Origin of the sequence: Rhizobium sp. BG4, from assembly GCF_016864575.1 — a bacterium.
Classification (GTDB): Bacteria; Pseudomonadota; Alphaproteobacteria; order Rhizobiales; family Rhizobiaceae; genus Rhizobium.
Genome location: NZ_CP044127.1, coordinates 174,108 through 193,424, shown reverse-complemented (window position 1 = coordinate 193,424; position 19,317 = coordinate 174,108). Strand labels below are relative to the sequence as shown.

The 19,317-nt window shown below is 58.0% G+C and carries 17 protein-coding genes, 3 pseudogenes and 1 other annotated feature; of the genes and pseudogenes, 12 read left to right on the top strand and 8 right to left on the bottom strand.

From position 1 onward, the window contains the following. The first annotated feature begins 35 nt into the window (after positions 1–35). Both F2982_RS31765 and F2982_RS31760 read left to right on the top strand, forming a co-directional pair. On the top strand, positions 36–656 hold the full coding sequence (locus F2982_RS31765) for a CHASE4 domain-containing protein (protein WP_246777730.1): 621 nt from the start codon (positions 36–38) through the stop codon (positions 654–656). Continuing rightward, positions 623–1,314, top strand: a pseudogene (locus tag F2982_RS31760) (EAL domain-containing protein). Before F2982_RS31765 ends, F2982_RS31760 begins: the two are co-directional and overlap by 34 nt. Positions 1,315–1,640: 326 nt before the next feature. On the opposite strand, the gene F2982_RS28550 reads toward F2982_RS31760, so the two are convergent. Beyond that, positions 1,641–2,039, bottom strand: coding sequence for a DUF1236 domain-containing protein (locus F2982_RS28550; protein ID WP_203431509.1), 399 nt, complete (start codon positions 2,037–2,039; stop codon positions 1,641–1,643). Between the two features lie 169 nt (positions 2,040–2,208). On the opposite strand from F2982_RS28550, the gene F2982_RS28545 reads away from it, so the two are divergent. The 5 genes from F2982_RS28545 to F2982_RS28525 all read left to right on the top strand — a co-directional run bounded on the left by F2982_RS28545 (position 2,209) and on the right by F2982_RS28525 (position 9,383). After that, entirely contained in the window at positions 2,209–2,454 is a 246-nt protein-coding gene (locus tag F2982_RS28545) for a hypothetical protein (protein ID WP_203431508.1), read from the top strand. Positions 2,455–2,492: 38 nt separating this feature from the next. After that, positions 2,493–3,170, top strand: a complete 678-nt coding sequence (locus F2982_RS28540; protein WP_203431507.1) for a response regulator transcription factor — start codon at positions 2,493–2,495, stop codon at positions 3,168–3,170. Positions 3,171–3,316: 146 nt separating this feature from the next. Further along, positions 3,317–4,495 (top strand): GAF domain-containing sensor histidine kinase, encoded by a 1,179-nt coding sequence (locus tag F2982_RS28535; protein WP_246777729.1) that lies wholly within the window; start codon positions 3,317–3,319, stop codon positions 4,493–4,495. A gap of 294 nt (positions 4,496–4,789) precedes the next feature. Further along, positions 4,790–6,124 carry an MFS transporter gene (locus F2982_RS28530; protein ID WP_203431506.1) on the top strand — a complete coding sequence of 445 codons (1,335 nt, stop codon included), beginning with the start codon at positions 4,790–4,792 and terminating at the stop codon, positions 6,122–6,124. 295 nt (positions 6,125–6,419) lie between these two features. Then, the gene (locus F2982_RS28525) at positions 6,420–9,383 is read left to right on the top strand and encodes a PAS domain S-box protein (protein ID WP_203431505.1); all 2,964 of its coding nucleotides are present in this window, start codon (positions 6,420–6,422) and stop codon (positions 9,381–9,383) included. A gap of 40 nt (positions 9,384–9,423) precedes the next feature. Here F2982_RS28525 and F2982_RS28520 read toward each other — a convergent pair whose 3' ends face one another. Further along, positions 9,424–9,822 (bottom strand): PAS domain-containing protein, encoded by a 399-nt coding sequence (locus F2982_RS28520; protein ID WP_203431504.1) that lies wholly within the window; start codon positions 9,820–9,822, stop codon positions 9,424–9,426. A gap of 89 nt (positions 9,823–9,911) precedes the next feature. Beyond that, positions 9,912–10,247, bottom strand: a complete 336-nt coding sequence (locus F2982_RS28515; RefSeq protein ID WP_246777728.1) for a metalloregulator ArsR/SmtB family transcription factor — start codon at positions 10,245–10,247, stop codon at positions 9,912–9,914. A gap of 177 nt (positions 10,248–10,424) precedes the next feature. Between F2982_RS28515 and F2982_RS28510 the strand changes: the two genes are divergently transcribed. Next, the gene (locus tag F2982_RS28510) at positions 10,425–10,685 is read left to right on the top strand and encodes a hypothetical protein (protein ID WP_203431503.1); all 261 of its coding nucleotides are present in this window, start codon (positions 10,425–10,427) and stop codon (positions 10,683–10,685) included. A gap of 884 nt (positions 10,686–11,569) precedes the next feature. Next, positions 11,570–11,851 (top strand): hypothetical protein, encoded by a 282-nt coding sequence (locus F2982_RS28505; RefSeq protein WP_148194907.1) that lies wholly within the window; start codon positions 11,570–11,572, stop codon positions 11,849–11,851. Between the two features lie 40 nt (positions 11,852–11,891). Here F2982_RS28505 and F2982_RS28500 read toward each other — a convergent pair whose 3' ends face one another. Further along, positions 11,892–12,101 (bottom strand): CrpP-related protein, encoded by a 210-nt coding sequence (locus F2982_RS28500; protein ID WP_199630043.1) that lies wholly within the window; start codon positions 12,099–12,101, stop codon positions 11,892–11,894. A 644-nt stretch (positions 12,102–12,745) separates the two neighbouring features. Continuing rightward, positions 12,746–13,036 (bottom strand): integration host factor subunit beta, encoded by a 291-nt coding sequence (locus F2982_RS28495; protein ID WP_203431502.1) that lies wholly within the window; start codon positions 13,034–13,036, stop codon positions 12,746–12,748. 243 nt (positions 13,037–13,279) lie between these two features. Here F2982_RS28495 and F2982_RS31755 point away from each other — a divergent pair. Next, positions 13,280–13,608, top strand: a pseudogene (locus tag F2982_RS31755) (chromate resistance protein ChrB domain-containing protein); the annotation flags it as partial. Next, positions 13,559–13,807 (top strand): annotated as a pseudogene (locus F2982_RS31750) (hypothetical protein); the annotation flags it as partial. The pseudogenes F2982_RS31755 and F2982_RS31750, both read left to right, overlap by 50 nt. Before the next feature lie 284 nt (positions 13,808–14,091). On the opposite strand, the gene F2982_RS28485 reads toward F2982_RS31750, so the two are convergent. Next, positions 14,092–15,320, bottom strand: a protein-coding gene (locus F2982_RS28485; RefSeq protein ID WP_203431501.1) for an IS3 family transposase whose coding sequence is annotated in 2 segments (ribosomal slippage) — positions 14,092–15,026 and positions 15,026–15,320 — 1,230 coding nt in all. Because the reading frame shifts where the segments join, the coding sequence is not laid out codon by codon here. Continuing rightward, positions 14,923–15,039: a sequence feature (AL1L pseudoknot), on the bottom strand. It overlaps the preceding gene by 117 nt. Before the next feature lie 1,357 nt (positions 15,321–16,677). On the opposite strand from F2982_RS28485, the gene F2982_RS28480 reads away from it, so the two are divergent. Continuing rightward, a complete protein-coding gene (locus F2982_RS28480) occupies positions 16,678–17,070 on the top strand; it encodes a hypothetical protein (protein WP_203431500.1) in 393 nt (130 codons plus the stop codon). 923 nt (positions 17,071–17,993) lie between these two features. Here the strand turns inward: F2982_RS28480 and F2982_RS28475 are convergent. Both F2982_RS28475 and F2982_RS28470 read right to left on the bottom strand, forming a co-directional pair. Beyond that, complete coding sequence (locus F2982_RS28475) at positions 17,994–18,281, bottom strand: hypothetical protein (protein WP_203431499.1); 288 nt, start codon at positions 18,279–18,281, stop codon at positions 17,994–17,996. A gap of 92 nt (positions 18,282–18,373) precedes the next feature. Then, positions 18,374–18,841: an Hsp20 family protein gene (locus F2982_RS28470; protein WP_203431615.1), complete on the bottom strand. Its 468-nt coding sequence runs from the start codon at positions 18,839–18,841 to the stop codon at positions 18,374–18,376. Positions 18,842–19,317: the final 476 nt, after the last annotated feature.

Below are 19,317 nucleotides of genomic sequence, written 5' to 3'. Positions count from 1 at the left end.
AGATTGTGCTGAGAGTTTCCACGAGCCATCGTCTCATGCCGCTACCAAAGTTCCCAAAACCGATCCTTTTGACGAAGGCCGCCCTAGGCACGCTCGCCTTCGTCTCCGCCCTCGTCATCTTGTCCCTCCTCCTCACGATTGCCTTCAGCGAAATGAGACGCGACGCCAACTGGATTGACGACGCGCGAGCCGGTCAAGCTGCAAGAGCGGCGATCAAGTCCTTCCAATCACGGCTTGAAGCGACCGTACGCGACAATGCGATCTGGGACGACGCCTACTTACAGATGCAGTCGCCCGCCGGTGCGGCCTGGGCCTACGAAAACTGGGGGAAAGTCAGCGCCGATTACCCACTATACGACGTCGCGGTCGTCTTAACGCCCACCCTCGGCGTCTTGAGCGCCTATAAGAAGGGCATCGCGTTCGACCCGATGAAAGACTTCGGGGCAGGTCTGCTCCGCCTGGTGGCAAATTCTGCGGGAACCGAACCGGCTGCGTCCACCGCTTTCATTCCCACGCAAGAGGGCCTTTATGTCGTCGCTGCCGATCGTATCCAGCCTTACGACAGCAGTCCAGAGGTCTTGACACTGCATACTCTGGTCTATGCGAGGTTTTCACCCCCGACGTGGTCGGCCAGCTCGAAACGACCTTCGACATAACGGATCTTCGACTGGCGCCTGCGCTGGCGACCGAAGCAGGGCCGGTAAGTCCCGAGGTGTTCATCCCGCTTGCCGAACGTTCCGGTCTCATCGATGATCTCGGCAAACTGATGCTCAGACAGGCGCTCGGTGCGGCGATGCCGTGGAATGGCATTTACGTGTCGGTCAACGTCTCCCCGAGCCAGCTTAAAAATCCGCGCTTCGCTGAAGACGTCATCACCATCGTTTACGAAACTGGTTTTGATCCTCGGCGACTGAGCTCGAGGTCACCGAAGGTGTGCTGATTGCCAATCCAGAACAAGCCAAAAGGAGCATGGAAGCCCTCAGGAAGCTCGGCATAAAATTCGCCCTCGACGACTTCGGATCCGGCTATGCAAGCATCGGTGCCCTTCGGGAGTTCGGTTTCGATCGGATGAAAATCGATCGATCTCTGGTCGTGGAACTGGACGATCCCAAGGGATTGAAGATCTTGAATGCGACGGTCGCGCTTGCCGATGCTCTAGGAATATCGGTCACGGCGGAAGGCGTCGAGACCGAAAAACAAGCCGAAGCCCTCTTCTGCGCCGGTTGCGACCAGGTTCAGGGATACCTCGTTGGGCGACCGATGGACGTCCTGCAGTTCAACACTTTCGTCGCCAATCGTCTAGCAACGGCATAGACGTCGCTTGCGGCCTGCGGCACATGCATCGATCAAGCAGCTGTCGATTCGGACCATTTACGACCAAACGTTCCCGCCGTAAGCCGTGTACCGGCCAGCATAGCCGCAATTGCTGCGATCGTTAAAGGCAGGCAACGATCGGCCCGGGGCAAGTCGGCAATTTCCGAACATCGCACATTCGGATTTTCCGCGAATGGCTGTGCGCGCCGAGGTGCGACACGCAACACTCCCTGATTCAGCACGATCGTGTCGATTGCAGCCGCCGGCGACCTGCACGTGCTTTTGCGCAAATGCTGGAAGGCAGCATGAAGCTGCCTTCCGCAAGGTCAGTTGATGACCTGGATTACCTTTCGCGACGACGGCTCGACGATAACCCGCTCGTCGTTGACGATAGCGTAGGAGTATTTCGGATTTTCTGGCACGGGTGTGACGACAACTGTTTCAGGAAGCGGCTGGCCGACGACCACCTTTTCCTTAACAACAACCTTGGCCGAGGGAGCAGGCGCTTCGCGGACATAGGTTACAACCTTTTCGGGGGGCGGATCGATCGCGGTGCCGACGACGGCGCCTGCGACACCTCCCACAGCCGCTCCAACCGGTCCGCCGACGATTGCGCCGGTGACCGCGCCGCCGGCTGCACCGTTAACGGTCGACGACTGGGCAAAGGCACCGCCGGCAATCACACTTGCGGCTGTCACAGCGCCCAAGAAAAGCTTCGTAATCATGATTTTGTCCTCCTTTCCTATCCGCGGTCTTGCAACCGCTCAACAGAAACGGCGATCACAAAACCCGGTTCCGCACCCCGGACCTCAGTCCCATTCCGATTACGACCATGGTCCGGGGATCTCGCTGAAAGCCTGTGCTAGAGTCTTTCAATGAAGAGGAGTTGGAAGAATGCATCGTCGTGAACTCGGAAGGCGACGGCTAGCCATGCGTCTGCCGAAAGTGCGCAGCAGGATCATGCACGCTGCCCACCCTTGGCAGCTTGAGCTCTTCGAGGCTTATGAACTGGCTGTCGAATATCGTGAGCTCATGCGGATAAACCCTTCCGAGGCCGGTCTGTTCGAAGAATACTGCGAAACATGTCTCGACATAGAGCGTGACGTCACCCGGGCGATGTCCGGCGCACCCTCTTCTTGAATCGGGAGCCGTTCGCTACGACGCTCCTGGAGGACATCTTGAATTCAATCAGCATTGCCATCGTCGATGACCACCCGCTCTTTCGGGAAGGCGTCTCGAGCGCACTGTCACGCTATGACGATCTCATCATCGTCGCGCATGGTGAAAGTGCGGCGGACGCCTTGGTGCTCGCAGCAACATACCGGCCCGCGATCCTTCTGCTTGACATAACCATCCCTGGCGGCGGAGCTATAGAGGCGATCCAGGGCATTATCGCGGCCAGTCCCGAGACCAAGGTGGTGATGTTGACCGCAAGTGAAGAGATTGAAACACTTGCGTCGTCTTTTCGCCATGGCGCTTCCGGTTACGTCGTCAAGGGCGTCGGCCTGCGCGAGCTTGCACAGGCGCTTCGTCAAGTCGCTAACGGCGCGCGCTACATCTCCCCGCTCATGTCCTCGCGGCTGGCTGCGATATCGGCAGGCGGACCGCGACTGCAGAACCGGCTGACGAAACGGGAACGGGATATCATCTGGCTTGTCGTTGAAGGGCTGATCAACAAGCAAATAGCACTTCGCTTGAACCTCCAGGAGAAGACGATAAAGCATCACATGACCAACATCCTGAAGAAACTGGGCGTGACAAACAGAACTGAGGCTGCGCTGCGCTGGCGAACTTTGGCCGGCCCAACCGATATCAAAGACGCGTTGTCCGCGGGCACTGGCAAATCCGCAATCTGAGCGTCTTGTGAAGGCCAGGGCGGAGGAACCGTCGGAAAGCCGTTCCGGCAGCCGCTTTAATCGGGTCACTCGTTTTTTGGCTTCCACTCGTTGCAAAACAGCCCTTAATGTAATCAAAGTGACGTTTCGATGCAGGAGCGTCCTTGGTGGCAGAACAATTCACATCAGACATAGCTGCGGTTCAGTCGATCGCCGCCGTGCCAAGCATCCTCGACGTCGTGTGCAGGACAACGGGAATGGGATTTGCCGCCGTTGCAAGGGTAACGGAGGATCGCTGGATCGCCTGCCAGGTACTGGACCACGTGAACTTCGGCTTGCCGGCCGGGGGCCAACTCAAGATCGAAACCACCATCTGCAACGAAATACGCGACCATCGCCAGGTCGTGGCGATCGACAACGTCGCCGAGGACGAGACATATTGCGACCATCACACCCCGCGGATGTACGGTCTCCTGAGCTACATATCCGTGCCTATCGTTTTGTCGAACGACACATTTTTCGGTACGCTCTGTGCCATCGACAGCGCGCCGGCCAAGGTGAACAACCCGCAGGTTATCGGCACATTTAAGCTTTTCGCCGAGCTTATCGCCCATCATCTTGAAGCCAACGAACAGCTCAGGGCAGCCAAGGACGACCTCGTTGACGAGCGCGCGCTCTCGGAATTGCGTGAGCAGTTCATCGCGGTCCTTGGCCACGACTTGCGAAACCCGATGGCTGCACTTGATGCCGGTATAAACCGCCTTCTGCGGAAGGGATGGGACGACAAGTCCCCCGACATGTTGCGCCTGATGAAGGCAAGCATTGTGCGTATGGCAGGGCTGGTCGACAACGTCATGGATCTGGCGCGCGCTAGGCTGGGTGACGGCATCACCCTCAATATGGATTTGGACAGGGATCTCTCCGAGACACTCGACCAGGTCATCGGCGAGTTCAAAACCGCTCAGCCCGACCAGGTGATCGAGACGACCGTCATCCTGCCGCGCATCGGACTGCCAGTCGACCACGCACGTATCGCCCAAATGTTTTCGAACCTTCTTGGCAATGCGCTGACCCACGGATCCCGGACCGACCCTGTCAGGATTATCGCAGGCATCAGCGGCGAAACCCTGTGGCTCGACGTCATCAATCGCGGCGACGCTATCCCGTCCGAAAGGATTGCGACACTGTTTCGGCCATTCCATCGTGGAAACGACACGAGCCGTGAGGGTCTCGGCCTTGGGCTCTACATCGCCTCGGAGATTGCTAAAGCGCATGGTGGCACGCTGACGGTGACTTCAGATCCCGAAGCAACACTTTTCAGGTTCGAGATGCCCGTCACCGGATGACCATTTGTGCCGCCTTTGCGGCTGCCCAATGGTCCTCCAACACAGCGCAGGAGGATGCAAAACCGAGGCGCGGAGCGCCATGACGTGAAGGCTAGGTCCCGCGCGGCAAGTCCTCTCGTAGCTGCGCTGCCCAATGTTTAGCTGCTATCGTGCTGCCCGCGACGTGAGACTCGCCACCTTTCACTGACACAATCGCAAGCGATGCTTGAATGTGCACTGCTGACACTCGTTTTGGCAAAGGAAACGCCCGGAACCATGTAGAGCCCTCCTCGTTGCTTTCGCGTAAGGCAGGCCATGCGCGATGACGGCTCTTCAGGGCGCGACGTTTCAAATGGGCTGATCCTGCCACACAGCGACAAAAAAGCAGCCCGACCGCCGGGTGGACGGAGTTACGAGGCCGAAATGACAGCGACGTCCTTGCCTGCCCTGTCCGCCGCGTTCCTCATGAGCATGTATTTCAGAAGCTACTTCGGCGTGGTCGGTCCGGCCCTCACCGCTGAACTGGGCCTGTCGCCGCAACAGTACGGCTGGCTCGCATCGGCGTTTTTCGCATCTTTCTCGATCCTGCAGATCCCGGTCGGAATGTCGTTTGACAGGTGGGGCGTGCGCTTTCCGATGGCAGCGATGATGGCCTGCGGAGCCGCAGGGGCTGCGCTGATAGCATTAACGCCCGGGTACCAGGCGGCGATCATGGGCCAAATTTTGATTGGCTTCGGTTGCGCGCCGATCTTCATGGGTGTCCTGTTTTATGTCGGACGGACAAATTCACCGGCGAAGGCGGGACAGCTTGCTGCAACCGTCAGCGGAATCGGTTCGATGGGCGCGCTGATCTCGGCCTCGCCACTATCTTGGTTCGTTGAGGTATTCGGCTGGCGATCTGCATGCTGGGCGGCCGCATCAGCAATGGCGGCGAGCGCAATTGCTGTTTGCGTCGCGCTCGGCAAGACGCCCTCAGCCGCGAGCGAAGCGCCGGCCGCTGAGCACCGCAGATCGATTGTGCCACTGCTTTACCTCGTTCCCATCTGCATGACGCTCTCCCTTGGCGGAACGTTTCGCAATGCTTGGGCTGCGCCATATGTCACGTCCGTCTTCGGCACACATACGGCAATAGGTGAGATCCTCACAGCGATCAGCATTGTTGGCATCGTCACAAGCGTCGTCCTTCCCGCAGTCCTCGCCCGTGTTGAGGGACGCAGGATTGTGATCTTCGCCTATGTCGCGGGCGTCATCTGTGCCGTCATGCTGTCCGCAGGGCCGGATGGCAGTTTCCCTGCAGCCTGTGCCGGGCTGTCCCTCCTTTATGCTATGGGGAACGTGCACCCGCTCATCATGACAGAAGCCCAGGCCCGCATCCCTTCGCACATGCGCGGCATTGCGCTTGGAGTGCTGAACACGCTGGTCTTCTTGGGCGTGTCGGTAGCCTCGGTGGTGTTCGGGCAGATCGCAGGACTGTCGCTGGCGCCAACAACAACCTATCGCCTGATCTTCGCCGCGACCGGCCTGGCGCTCGCCATCGCTTTGTTGTCATATGTCATCGTCCCGCGATCGGATCGAACCCCGCGCGCCCACACCGACAATTCGCGTCAAGACGCTGCGACCCAGGCGAACAGTGTGACCGGCAGCGACTGAAAGCGAAAAACGCGGCTAGCGGTTCGACAGGCCTGATCGGCAAGCTCAGCGGATTGACTTTGGCAATCGCGTCTCCCCGGGTAACAGGGCTTCGGATCGACTTAGTACTTTGTGCGATATCGTTCGACACCCCGACGAAAGAGGAGGGTGTTCTGGAGCCTTTTCCGCTTTTGCCACTCCTCCGGGTCCTCGCCGGATCCCCGCGTCGCAGAGGCTGCTCGGCTGAAGTCAATCAGCCGAGAATAATTTCGCATGCATGCTGTCCATAGGGCAGGATGCGCGCTAGGTTCGCCAAATGGATGATACGAAACAATATCTTGAAGGCCACGCATTCGTTGGTGGTGGTGAAGCCGGCGATGCCATCCGGCAGATGGATTGGGGACTGACGCCGCTCGGACCAATCCGAGCATGGTCAGCGGAATTGAAGGCTAATGTCCAGACCGTGCTAGCGTCACCGGTTCCGATGGTGGTTCTGTGGGGACCGGAAGGCATTCTCATCTATAATGACGGTTATGCAGCTGTATGCGGCCCTCGTCACCCCGCAGCTCTTGGCGGAAAACTTCTTGAGGTCTGGCCTGAGGCTGCAGACTTCAACGCTCATGTGATAGCAGCTGGATTGCGGGGTGAGACGCTTAGCTTCCATGGCCAAGAGCTCGAACTCTGGCGACATGGCAGAGCTGAGCAGGTGTGGATGGACCTGGAATATCTGCCGATACGAGATGCCGCGGGCAAGCCGATCGGCTCCCTGGCGATGGTGTTTGATATCACCCACCGCGTGCTCGCCGAGCGTCGCCTGGCGCAGAGTGAAGAGTTATACCGCTTCCTGGACGAACTTGGTCAGGCAGTTGCGGGCCTGCATGATGCAGATGAAGTTCTCGCCGTCACGACGCGCCTAATAGGCGCACATTTGAGCCTCTCAAACTGCGCCTATGCCGATATGGATCCTGATGAGGATGGCTTCACCATCCGTGGTAACTGGCACGCACCTGGGTCTCCCTCGATCGTCGGGCACTATAGTCTTTCCGATTTCGGAACTCTAGCGGTGCAGGAGCTGGCCGCCGGCCGGCCGCTGATCATCAATGACAATCTTGCCGAGATCGCGCCCGAGGAGGCAAAAACCTTCCAGGATATCGGGATCACTGCAACGATCTGCATGCCGCTGGTGAAAAACGGTCGGTTGACCGCTTTGATGGCAATCCATGACAAGGCACCGCATCGATGGTCCGACTACGAATTGACGGTCATCCGCGAGGTCACGGAGCGATCGTGGGCCCATGTCGAGCGTGTGGGTTCTGAAGCAAACCTTCGCGCGAGTGAAGAACAGCTTCGCCTGGCCGTCGATGCAGCTGAAATCGGCCTTTGGGATGTGGACGTGGTTGCCGACACCTTGTTCTGGCCGCCCAGGGTCAAAGCGATGTTTGGCATCTCGCCCGACGTCCCCGTTTCGATGCAAGATTACTACAGCGGCCTTCATCCTGAGGACCTCGAACGAACTTCGGCTGCTTACGCGGCAGCGGCAGATCCCGCCGTGCGCGCCGTCTACGACGTGGAGTATCGGACGATTGGCAAGGAAGATTCAGTCGTCCGCTGGGTCGCGGCGAAAGGGCGTGGCGTATTTGAAGGGGAGCGCTGTCTACGAGTGATCGGAACCGCGATTGACATTACCGAGCGCAAGAAGACTGAGCTTGCCCTACGCGACCTCAACGAGACGCTGGAAGCGCGGGTGGCCGAGGGGCTGGCCGAACGCAAGCTTCTGGCTGATGTCGTTGAGAACACGACAGCAATCATTTTCGTGGCGGACCAGGACTTCCGTTGGCTGGCGATGAACAGGGCGGCAAGCACCGCGTTCGAGCAGGTCTATGGCGTGCGCCCGGTGATCGGAGCATCTATGCTAGAGGCGCTCGATCACCTCCCCGAGCATCGCGAGCATGTGCGCCGGACCTGGTCGAGGGCGCTCGCCGGCGAGGAGTTCACGCTGGTAGACGAGTTCGGAGATACCGCATATTCCAAGCGTTGGTTCGAACTCAATTTCAACGTGCTGCGAAACACTGCGGGTCGCCGGATCGGTGCCTACCAGATTGTGTATGACATCACAGGGCGCTTGGCGGAGCAAAGGCGCCTGGCGGAGGCGGAAGATCAACTTCGACAGGCGCAGAAGGTCGAAGCGCTCGGTCAGTTGACCGGCGGCGTCGCTCATGACTTCAACAACTTGCTGACCCCGATCATCGGCTCTCTCGACATGCTGGTGCGCAGGCAAATTGGGACCGATCGCGAGCGCAAGCTGATTGGTGGCGCATTACAGTCGGCCGAGCGCGCCAGAATACTCGTCCAGCGACTTTTGGCGTTTGCTCGGCGCCAGCCGCTGCAGCCGCTACCGATCGACGTGACGACGCTTGTCGCCGGGATGGGAGAGTTAATCCGAAGCACGACTGGCCCTCAGATCCAGGTTGTCATTGACGCAAGCCAGGACCTTCCGGCGGCCCGAGCCGACCAAAATCAGGTCGAGATGGCCCTTTTGAACCTCACCGTGAACGCCAGGGACGCCATGCCGACAGGCGGCACGCTGCGCATCAGCGCGAGCGCTCGCGAAATCCATCCGCAGAAGCCTGAAGATCTGAAGCCTGGCCGCTACGTCGTTATCTCTGTTGCCGATACCGGCGAGGGAATGAGTGATGAGGTCCGAGCGCGTGCAATCGAGCCATTCTTCTCGACCAAAGGCTTAGGACAAGGAACCGGACTGGGCCTTTCAATGGTGCACGGCCTTGCACAGCAACTTGGCGGCGGCATCCGCATCTTTAGCCGGGTGGGTGTTGGCACGAATATTGAGCTCTGGTTACCAGAGGCCGGTGACGCCCCTGTCAGTCTTGCGACCAATGACCCCGGCGGCACGACGTCGATCGGCCATCGAGGGACGGTGCTGCTCGTCGACGATGAAGATTTTGTTCGCATTAGCGCGGCCGATATGCTTGAGGAGATCGGCTTTGATGTCGTTGAAGCCTCCAATGGCGAGGCTGCGTTGGCATCGCTCGACAGCATCGCAGATTTAAAGCTCGTCGTGACGGATCACTTGATGCCGGGCCTGGATGGGGTCGAACTTGTGAGGCGTGTTCAGCTGCTGCGGCCTAATCTGCCTTGCCTGATCGTCTCTGGATATGCCGACGTCGAGGGGATCGCACCGGATCTACCCAGGCTGACGAAGCCGTTCAAGGTTGAAGACCTTAGAGAAGCTCTTATTGCGTCGGGATTTGGAGCAAATTGAGTTCTGGCCAACTGCACATCCTCGACCAAGCTCCCCGGCTTCAGTTGCTGGCGACCTGAGCTGTGGAAGGTGCAGGTATCACCACTCCGGCATAGTGGACGGGATTGTCGGTTTTGTCTCGAAAGCAACGCCCGAAGGCGCGCACGGCATTGTACTTTCCCAGCAAGCCGAGCGTGCGGTAAAATTGCTCCGTGGGATGCTCCGCGATGATTGCATCGCTGATCTGCTTCGCCGATGACGCCCGGTCGTCAGGGTGCACACGCTCAAGGTAGGTTCTGATAGGAAGCCCCCTCTCCGTCATGGACGGGTCTAGCCCGAAAAGCGACGCAACGGCGCTGTCGGCATAGACAAGATCGCTAGAAAGGTCCCAGGTGAAGAGGCCCGGGTCAGGCATGCGCTCGGTCGTAATCGACGTCGAAAATTCGAAGCTGTCCGTCATCCCCACCACCAAAATTTCCAGGTGAGAATGCCATCTCGCATAACAACTTCAAGGCGGCGAATCGCGAAGATCCGGACTTTTTGTGCACCTTATTCTGACATGGGTGCGGCATAGATGTCCTTCAACGACCGCAAGAGCTTCAACACACCCGGGTGGCCAGTTGAGTAAAAGATGCTCTGCGCCTCACGGCGGGTGACGACAAGCCCGCCCTCCCGCAGGATCGACAAATGTTGTGATAAGGCTGACTGGTTGATTTCAAGTCGCTCACCCAGTTCACTTACTCGGATTTCCTCGTTGGAAATGATCGAAAGAATTTTCAGGCGGACCGGGTTGGCCATGGCAGAGAGAAGTTTCGACTTTTCAATCAGATCTGGATGCATGATGGACATTTTTGTTGTTGGGCGTGCAGTTGCGGCGCAAAGCATCAGTCAACGTCCGACTTCTTCAGCGCTTCGTGTCTATAGGCGCTTTGCAGAAAGCCTTGCAACCGCTTATTGATTTGCTGCATCCGATCAGACGGCCATCAGACAAGCTCGGCACGTGACGCGGCGTAAGTGGCGGAAGCTAGCAGGATTGAGCGCCCGGCACTTTCGGTAGCGCTGTTGCAGATCAATCTTTTTGGGAAGGTCATCGGTCGTTTCCGCTGGGGCGGGCTGTCCAGAAAGACCGCGAGGAAGATGATGAACATGGCCCCGCTCTTTGAGGAGAAGGCGGATGCAGATGTGCTGCACGACATGATCAGCTTTGCGAGCAAGCAAAAACTGCTTTATCGCCCGAGACGCGAATTCGGACTTTTTCGAAGGGAAACCCAACCGCACGCGTTCGGCTCTGCCTCGCCTCGACAACCCGTCGGCAGTGTCTAGCAAAGTCCGCGCGCCGGCCTCGCGCGGGCTTTTCCTTTAGGCCTGCGGAACCAACAGACGTTCGGTGTGTCTGGTCATCGGCATCTGATTGTTGGTGACACGATCGGGTGTCAGGCTCTTTCAGTCGATGCAAGAGCGTGCCCACGTCTTTGACCTGGGCAGGGCAGCGGCGTCCAAGTTAGTATTCAGCGCTGACCTTTTTGCATGCACCCAGATCGGCTCAAAGAAACCTGTGCGATTTGGCAATCGCAAAACCGCCATTGCGGGCAGCAGGTTTCCCAGTGTCGCTCGAGGCCCCCGCTCCGCATGCAAGATGGCGTTTGCGTGAAGCAGTCTTGGAGATGCCGCTGAGGCGCAATTAACATGGTTGCAAATGTAAGTGCTCTGTCACACCTAAAGGAGATTGGCCCACGGATGGGGCTGGGTTGAAGCCTGGGGTTTGCAGGGCGATCTCAGTGGCAATTGGATTCAAACCACTTGCCGGAGAGCAACGTACACCTTCTGCGGGTGATGTCGAGAGTTCGCTACCGTACCAACATGCCGGCCGTCCATCCGTGCCAGCGCCATGAGCGTCACGCGCGCAGCAGGGTGTTGCAACAAAGCACGCAGGCTTATCGCAGTACGGGATTAATAGCCTTCGTTGTCACCGACCGCCTCCAACCAAGATCCCATCGCCCCAGAGCCCACTGTTCGTCAACGGTATCAAAATCGCGAACACATCAGGAGAGCGCGCTGCAATTAGATCTCGACCGTCTCGTTGAAACCTGCTCGGCTCGCTACAGACACCGGCGCTCGGAAGTCCTCGACGTTACCGCCGGCTTATCATGTATACAAAAAGGCCACCGCGAGGAATGCGCCGATCGCGGTGGCCCAAGTAGCACTTCATGAAAAAGAACCGCTTCACGAACCACGGAAAAGCGGTGCTCGATTATCTACCAAAGGCTTCAATCCCAATCAAGCGATTGCTGGTAAACCAGATCTTGAAGGATCCCGTCAGCCTCTCGACCGAAAAGCCGGCGCAGCTTGACGCAGCAACAAGGCGCTCCCGTTTGACGAGCGCCAACAGGTTTTGGCAGAACCAATATCCACCATTTGAAGACTCGCCGGCCGTAGAGTCACAAGCAGGTGGAGAAGTGGGGCTCCTATCCGTCGTGACGTCATTGTAACAGGCTGCCATGGTGTGCCCGCACCTTGACCGCAGAATAATCATGCGCCCAGCTTAACGCGGGACGCGTCCTCTATTCGCCAGCCAAAGAACCATGCCTCTGCCCGGAAGAGCCAGCTCTCCTTCTCGATTTGCGATCCGGCGTTTTCGAGATAAGGGAGAACAGGATTATCGCGTTCGGAGCGCCCCAATATCCTCGCATTAATGCCCCGCTGTTGCCAGTCGAGTATCGCGTCAACGTCAAAGCCCATCCGGATCTCCATGCTGCACGTTACGCTCGAGCGTTGCAGCCGGGCAACTTCTGTGGCGCGAGGCTTGCGTGAAACTTGCATATTGCCTTTAAAACGTCAAAAGCCGGGATATGGTCCGCTAGCGTACCGGCTTGGAGCGTACCAGTGCTCTTCCCAAGCGTGGTCGGGCCGTGTGTCGCCTGGTAAACATCCATGTCAATATTAGCCCAGACGCTCCAACACCGTTTTCTGTTCGTTCTTAACTCTTCGAGAAGAACCCAGGCATGCAAAGCCACAGGCGCGTGAATGAGCGTGCCGTCGGACTGGTGTCTTCAAAGCCCTCCTGCCTATCGGAAGAGTTGCGTTGTTCGGAGCCAAGCTGCCATCATCCGATACCGATAATCTTGCCGGGGCAAATTCGAAATTGGGGATGACCGCTCGGAAGTGCGGCGTTGCGCGTGCTCGATCCGAGGACGCGCTCAGTGGGCTTCAACGGTCGCACAACCGCAACACAATTCGGGTCGCGGCACCGTTTCGGAGCAAATCGCGACGCGACGGCACGGTCAGGTCTGGCTTCTTTTGTCTGCGGAGATACCAGATATGGCTGGCTGGTCAGCGATAGAGGCGTCTTCAGCTAGCGGCCGCACACCGACGGCGAAGGAAGCCTAGTCCCTCCTGGGTTCGTTCAGCCGATCACTGATCGCCTTGCCTGGGCGAAATAACGGCACCCACTTTTCTTCGACGAAGACCGCATTGCCGTTGCTCGGGTCGCGGCCAGCGCGTGACGGTCGATATCGAACCTGGAAAGCACCAAACCCCCGAATCTCTACGCGTTCTCCTCTTTCGAGCGCCTCGACAATACTCTCGAGGATTGTTTCGACGATCTTCTCTGCGTCCTGACGATACAGGTGAGGATTACGAGCCGCAACAGCCTCAATCAGTTCGGATTTGATCATTTGGAAAACCTCGTCCAATCCCCGTGGCCCATAACTCTTTACTTCATTTCAGGTCATCCACTTCGCTATATATGACTTGCCTTGCGGAGAAAATCCGGGATTTCATCCTGGACCCGAACCAGGACATGACTGTGCGGTTCCCTGCGAGGAAAGACGACAGGACAGGGCTATTGGACGGCCAGTAGAGCTAGAGCAGATCCACATTCAAGATTCCAGGGACCCGCAATTACCGAAGCGGCCGAGATCATCTGCCAGCGGGGAAAGAAACTTAGCCACGGCGTCGCCGCCCACCTGAGGCATGTCGGAATTCAGGCCGAGGTAACTTTGAAGGCGGCTTCGAGGCTTGGAGAAGGACAGAGGGCAACCTGGTGCCGGATAACAAGTTGCCCCCGCGCGACCCGCAGGGTCGAACGGTCTGGGTTACGCGCTCTCGTTGAAAGATCGACCGCACCGCCTGACCCTGGCTAATTCGTCGCTTCGTTGATCCTTCTGCCGTATTCACCGTCGTTCCGGCTTCCAAGGTTGCGCTTGTCGGCGAACGCTTCGGCGCAACGCCCTTCGACGTCGAGGATCGCTGGAACGCTCTTCGTGCTGCCGGGCGCGATCGCGATCATGGACCTGAGCTGGATCTACGCGCTCTACGAAAACGTCGGCGCAGTCCAGGCGCTGTTCTTCGGACCAAACGCCGCGGTCCTTGCGATCGTGCTCGGTGAGGTCGGTTGTATCGGCAGCAGGTCTCTGAAGAACAACGTCATGATCGGACTCGCCGCCGCGTTGAGGAGACAAGTTTCGACATTCGCTTTCAAGGAAATGGTGGAAAGCGAAATTTGCTCTCTGAGTCCGCGAACCTCGTCGATACAGGACGATCGCTGGCCAGATCTCGGAAGCCACGGGTAGCCGCCTACAGCCCCGTTAGGGTGCCTGAGTGATCGCAGAAGTCGGGCGAGGGTCGACGAGGTTCCGTCCGAATGGGTTTAAGGCGACGAGCGCGACTAGGATCACGAGGAGCGATGCTGTGAACCGCACCGGGTTTGCCGGAGGCCATTTCGTTTAAGTTATGCGGCCACGGCCGGTGCGTCCAGCATGGCGTAATATCGTTCTTCGGCTTCGGCTGGCGGTATGTTGCCGATGGGCTCCAGAAGGCGACGGTTGTTGAACCAATCTACCCATTCCAGCGTGGCGAACTCCACGGCTTCGAAGTTTCGCCACGGTCCTCGCCGATGGATGACCTCGGCCTTGTAAAGACCATTGACCGTTTCAGCGAGAGCGTTGTCATAGGAATCTCCAACACTCCCGACCGACGGCTCGATGCCCGCTTCCGCCAGCCGTTCGGAATAGCGAATGGACACATATTGCGATCCGCGGTCGGAATGGTGAATCAGTCCTCCACGGTGGACGGGTCGCCGATCATGAAGTGCCTGGTCGAGGGCATCGAGCACAAAGCCCGCGTGGGCAGTCCGGCTTGCCCGCCAACCGACGATCCGGCGGGCGAAGGCATCAATGACGAAGGCCACGTAAACGAAGCCCTGCCAAGTCGCGACATAGGTGAAATCGGATAACCACAGCATGTTCGGCGCGGGAGCGTAGAACTGCCGGTTCACCCGATCGAGTGGACATGGCGCGGTCTTGTCACTGACCGTCGTGCGGATCGGTTTGCCGCGAATTATGCCCTGCAGCCCCATTGCCCTCATAAGCCGAGCGACTGTGCAGCGAGCGATGTCGAAGCCCTCCCGCTGCAATTGCCGCCAGACCTTGCGCACGCCATAGACCTGGAAGTTCTCGTTGAACACCCGGCGTATCTCGACCTTCATGGCAATGTCGCGTCGAGCGCGGGCCGACAGACGGTCTACGTCCGTGCGCTTGGCGATGACCTCATAATAGGTGGACGGGGCAATCGGCAAAAGCCTGCAGATCGGCTCGACCCCGAACACGCCACGGTGTTCGTCAATGAACGAGATCATCGTTTGAAGGGGCGGTCGAGCTCCGCCATCGCGAAATAAGCAGACGCCTTGCGCAAAATCTCGTTGGCCTGACGAAGCTCGCGGTTCTCCCGCTCAAGAGCCTTCATCTTCTCGGCCGCGTCGCTCGGCAAGCCTGCTCGTTTGCCGCTGTCGACCTCGGTCTTCTTCACCCATTCATGCAGCGTGGCTGGCGAGCAACCGATCTTGCCCGCAATAGATGAAACGGCAGCCCACCGCGACGGGTGGTCAGCCTCGTGATCAAGCACCATACGGATGGCGCGTTGGCGGACTTCAGGTGAAAACTTGTTCGTTGTCTTGCTCATATCGGCTCCACTCTCTCAGAAGTTGGAGCCTCCGGCAAACCCGGTGCGGTTCACTGTGAGTATTCCGCGCGACTTTGCCATGTTTCGAAGCCTTGCGTTGAGTCCTATCACGAGCCGTCAATAGCGGATGAAAAGTCCGCTGCATTGGCGAGCAGCGGACCATATCAGCATTATTTGGTCTGGGTAATTCGTCAAGATATCTCACCTTCTCGACGAACCCAGAGTGCCGAAGCAAGATTGAAAAATTCTTAATTGCACGCTTCCTGGATAGAGTCGTCGCGCGTCATTACCGGCTGGGCGAGTATAGATAGTCGGCTTCTTCAACGGTCTTGGGAGCTTGATGGCCCAATTCACGCTCGACGACGCGATATGGCGTCGGCGCCGAACAACCTTCAACTTTGGTTACGATCTGAGCGCCCGAGAGACATAGCGTCCGTGAGACTGCGCATAACCCCGTTTCATTCCTATGGGCACGATCATTGATACGGCCGGTCTTTATAAGTCTTGCCCAGGACTTAGGTGTCTGCCGGAGGTTGACGTATCGAGCGGCTCGGTGCCTCGTGGTGACGCTTAAAATATGCCGGTCGGGACCTCAAACTCCCTCCCATCAAATGCGAGAGCGGCTGAGCGGCATCGCAGATGACCTGCTGCTTGAATTTGGCGATCCGAGCATGCCGAGCCGTCGCTACCATCAGGCTCCGCGGCCAGACGCGCTGACTGACCTACAAGCTCTTTATGCTGGATCCGCCACTATGCCGAAGCGGGAGCCGAAGGCCATTGATGGCTATAGGCTTGGCCAACTCGGAGTTGGGCCTTGCTGGTGGTTCTGAAAGCGTCAACCCGTACAACGCCCAACGGTGCGCAGGCCGGAGCAAACGATATCGTTGACATGCCTGGAACCAAAACCGAGGTGCAAGCGTTTCGGAGGTGCCGGTCAGCTCGCCTTGTTAGCACACTCACTTCCTCGGATTCGCTCCAGGCGGACGCTGAGACTTTTTGTGACCAGTCAGTAGGTACGACCGATTGCCCACACCATGAAGACGAACGAAAGTGTTGCGGCAAATGCTGCGATGGCGAGATTAGTGTCCATAGCTACCCTCTTGTGAAATTGTGCGCACTGAACGCGCAAGAGAAGGTTTTGGTTCCCCGATGCCGGCGAGGGGGAAATCGGTTTTCGAAGTATGCTTGTCTGCAACCGTACTGATAATTTGAAGGGACTCTTGTCATCCGATGTGATTAGGTCAGCGATGTAATGTGCGACCTGGCGGACCTCTGTGTCGCAGGGAGGGGCTCGCCTATGTATTGAGTAGCGAGCCCTTCCCCTTCGCGCCTGATCACATCCTCACGTTCACCCACCTTGACGGTCATCGCCAAACCCCTTACCGACTGCGCGTCGCGGTCTTTTGAGTCATGGGGCGGTATAGAGATTTCCCGATCTGACAAGGATGTTCGGGCCTTTGCCAGTCCTGGGACTATTTCACAAGAGCACACAGGAAGCAGCGGGGAGATTTTGACGAAATTGCGGAAGGGCGACACACCGGCAACGGTTGATGACATAGCGGGCCTGTTTCAGCACATAAACCTCATGCAGCGGACTTTGCTCAGCATCGGCGCGATAGCATTGCGAAGCGCCCAATCGCCGAAGGAAATCGAACAAATCGACGCGCAGGTTCAAGCGATGGTCGACGACTTTACGAACAGGGTCACCGCTCTCGCTAAGCGACTTGATATCGATGTCGTAGATAACTGACGAGTTGGTCGGATCTGGTCTCGAATGATAAGGATCGCAAGCCCTTCAATCGAGCAGTCGGCGCGCAAGGCCCTGTACCTGGCCGCTTCCCGTTGCTCGTGAAAGGACAGGAACCTCAACCGCATTCGAGAAGCTCGAGGTCGCGGCGACGTTGATGAAGGCAAGGATACTAACAGTGGATCTAGGTCTTCATGTCGATAATCTGGACAGTGTTATTGATCGTCAATTTTATTTCGGACGTATTTGCCAGAAGAACCGGCCGGTGTCGGAAGCACGAAACGCCTTCGACGATACAGACGTACATTCCTCGGTTCGGGCCCGCAGCGGATCGAGCCCCCTCACACAGAAAGCGCTTCTTAATGTCCAAAAGGGGTGCACGACGTGTATTCCAGCAGTGACTCTTCCTCATTCTGAAAGCTTCGCGGCATTCCGCTAATGGAGCATCACATGCTGCAGGACTTCTTCGTCCCGCCGCATGTGCACCATGGCGAGAACGAGACTTTCCATGGGCTTGACAGAAATGTCCACTTTATAGTCGATGACGAATCCGGCACCGGCGGTCCCTTCGCGTTCAGGCCGCGGGCGTTCAAGATCATCTCACCGCTGGATCCGTTCCTGACCAGCACCAACGGCACTTCGGAGAAACGGTGCGCGCGCCGTCAATGCCTTCTTGAGGAACCGAAGATTCCACAGTGGTTTTTGTCACTGGGGAAAAGCTGCCTTGAAAGTGCGTCGAGGCGCTCGGGCACCGAACGGTCAAGGCCTCCGTGCGGGCCGGGTCGCCGCCTCCGATAACAACTTGTTCGCTGTTAGCGCGGCGGCTCCAGATAAGATCAATTGGAGGCTGATAAAGCGATCGGCAGGGCGACATGACGATGCACGAGGATACAGCCGTGACGGTTCGCGCCTTACGCAGGCGGCCGTCAGTGAACCGAGTAGCTGAGCATCCTATACGGATGGCTCGCGCCGAAATGTTTGATAAGTTCGTTCGCCTGCCTGAGCACGTTCTCCGCATGACGAATGTCGTCGCGAGCAAGTTCGTCGGCGTTGAGAAGGATGGCCTCGGCCATCGTCTTCGATAAGACACCGAATTTGCGATTACCCTCGACCATGGATTCGAGAGCAGCGCCGTCCAGCAGACGGCCCACCGCGATAAAGAGCTGCTCGCGCTCCTCGACGGACAACTGTGCAATGTCTGAAGAATGATGCATGGAAGGATTTCTTACTTGCGGAAGGCGGGGCGCCCGCCACCGGGTCCCGTATACGGACACCCGGCGGTCTGCCGCGGCCTCTAAATCAGGGATTACGCTGCGTGCTGATCGGCCTCGATCCGCAAAACGGTCTCCTGGCTGCCCGGACCGATTGCGATCTTTCGCGGTTTCAGGGCCTCCGGGATCTCTCTACGAAGCGATACCGTCAGAAGGCCGTTGGCGAGCGAAGCGTCTTCGATCCGTACATGATCGGCAAGTTCAAATCGACGCTCGAAGCTCCGTGCTGCGATGCCCCGGTGTAGATATTCACCTTGCTGGTCCTCGGCCTTGCCTCCCTTGACGACCAAGAGGTTGCGGTCCTGGGTAATGTCGAGGTCGCCCCGGCCGAATCCAGCAACCGCCATCGTTATGCGATACTCGTCCTCGCCTGCCTTGATGATGTCGTAGTGAGGCCAGGTGTCGTTTGCCTGCAGGCGCTGCGTATTGTTGAGCAGATTGAAGACGCGGTCGAAGCCGATGCTGGACCGGTACAGCGGTGAAAAATCAAGTTCAGTTCTCATACCAAAACCTCCGTAAAGCGAGTTGGAAGGAGACGCAAATTCACGCCTCCGGTTTTTGGCCCCCATTGGGCGACCGCGCCGACGATTTGGGATCGCGGTTTTCGAGCGTCAAGAGATCTGACGAAAAAATTTTAGAGCACATTCCGCTCGGTCTTGACGTTGATGTCAATCGCGCCGATCTTCCTAGTCGCCTGAGGATTTTCATCCGTTTTCTAGGAGACGCATCATGAGCATCCAGGGATTAGCACCGTTTCGTGACTCGAAACGTTCTTCATCGAAGGTGGAGGGGCTGCCATGAGACGGTCGGCTGTCACCTCGCCCGACGGGCGACGCAAGGGCTTGGCAACCACACCCGCAGACCTCGCCGTCCGTTACGCTGAAAACCTTCGCCGCCTTGCACGCGAAGCAGGAAAGATGGACCGCCCCCTGCTCGCTAACAGCCTTCTTTCCGTCGCCCACCAGATGAAGACATGGCC

What these genes read in the sequence shown, in the direction of transcription:
- F2982_RS28550 (WP_203431509.1), bottom strand. Translation starts at nt 2,039, where the DNA reads ATGATTACGAAGCTTTTCTTGGGCGCTGTGACAGCCGCAAGTGTGATT.
- F2982_RS28515 (WP_246777728.1), bottom strand. Translation starts at nt 10,247, where the DNA reads ATGCTTTGCGCCGCAACTGCACGCCCAACAACAAAAATGTCCATCATG.
- F2982_RS28470 (WP_203431615.1), bottom strand. Translation starts at nt 18,841, where the DNA reads ATGAGAACTGAACTTGATTTTTCACCGCTGTACCGGTCCAGCATCGGC.
- F2982_RS28525 (WP_203431505.1), top strand. Translation starts at nt 6,420, where the DNA reads ATGGATGATACGAAACAATATCTTGAAGGCCACGCATTCGTTGGTGGT.
- F2982_RS28545 (WP_203431508.1), top strand. Translation starts at nt 2,209, where the DNA reads ATGCATCGTCGTGAACTCGGAAGGCGACGGCTAGCCATGCGTCTGCCG.
- F2982_RS28500 (WP_199630043.1), bottom strand. Translation starts at nt 12,101, where the DNA reads ATGGGCTTTGACGTTGACGCGATACTCGACTGGCAACAGCGGGGCATT.
- F2982_RS28530 (WP_203431506.1), top strand. Translation starts at nt 4,790, where the DNA reads ATGCGCGATGACGGCTCTTCAGGGCGCGACGTTTCAAATGGGCTGATC.
- F2982_RS28520 (WP_203431504.1), bottom strand. Translation starts at nt 9,822, where the DNA reads ATGACGGACAGCTTCGAATTTTCGACGTCGATTACGACCGAGCGCATG.
- F2982_RS28495 (WP_203431502.1), bottom strand. Translation starts at nt 13,036, where the DNA reads ATGATCAAATCCGAACTGATTGAGGCTGTTGCGGCTCGTAATCCTCAC.
- F2982_RS31765 (WP_246777730.1), top strand. Translation starts at nt 36, where the DNA reads ATGCCGCTACCAAAGTTCCCAAAACCGATCCTTTTGACGAAGGCCGCC.
- F2982_RS28505 (WP_148194907.1), top strand. Translation starts at nt 11,570, where the DNA reads ATGAAAAAGAACCGCTTCACGAACCACGGAAAAGCGGTGCTCGATTAT.
- F2982_RS28475 (WP_203431499.1), bottom strand. Translation starts at nt 18,281, where the DNA reads ATGCATCATTCTTCAGACATTGCACAGTTGTCCGTCGAGGAGCGCGAG.